Below are 246 nucleotides of genomic sequence, written 5' to 3'. Positions count from 1 at the left end.
AGTTCCGGAGGGGGGACCGTGGGAGAGTTCGGCGGTAGATTCCAGAGTGCAATCTGGCGCACCCTTGCGTTAAGCGCTCCTGTTTCGCGAAACCACCAGTTAACCATATCAACCACCTGCTTGCGGGCCACGCCGCTAAATGCCAACCCAGCATCCGCCCCGAAATCTTTAAAGCCATACGTGCCTTGGAAGGACAGATAGACTTTGCCCTTCGAATTTTTCCACATCGTGCCGTCGAAGCCGCTC

The 246-nt window shown here is 56.1% G+C and carries 1 protein-coding gene; it reads right to left on the bottom strand.

From position 1 onward, the window contains the following. The coding region (locus F1735_RS36195) for a hypothetical protein (protein WP_222853228.1) at positions 1-246 on the bottom strand (246 nt) is incomplete at both ends.

The sequence above is a fragment of the Massilia genomosp. 1 genome, from assembly GCF_011682185.1.
Lineage (GTDB): Bacteria > Pseudomonadota > Gammaproteobacteria > Burkholderiales > Burkholderiaceae_D > Telluria_A > Telluria_A rubra.
Note: the sequence above shows the minus strand (reverse complement) of the source record. Positions and strands in the feature narration are given on the sequence as shown.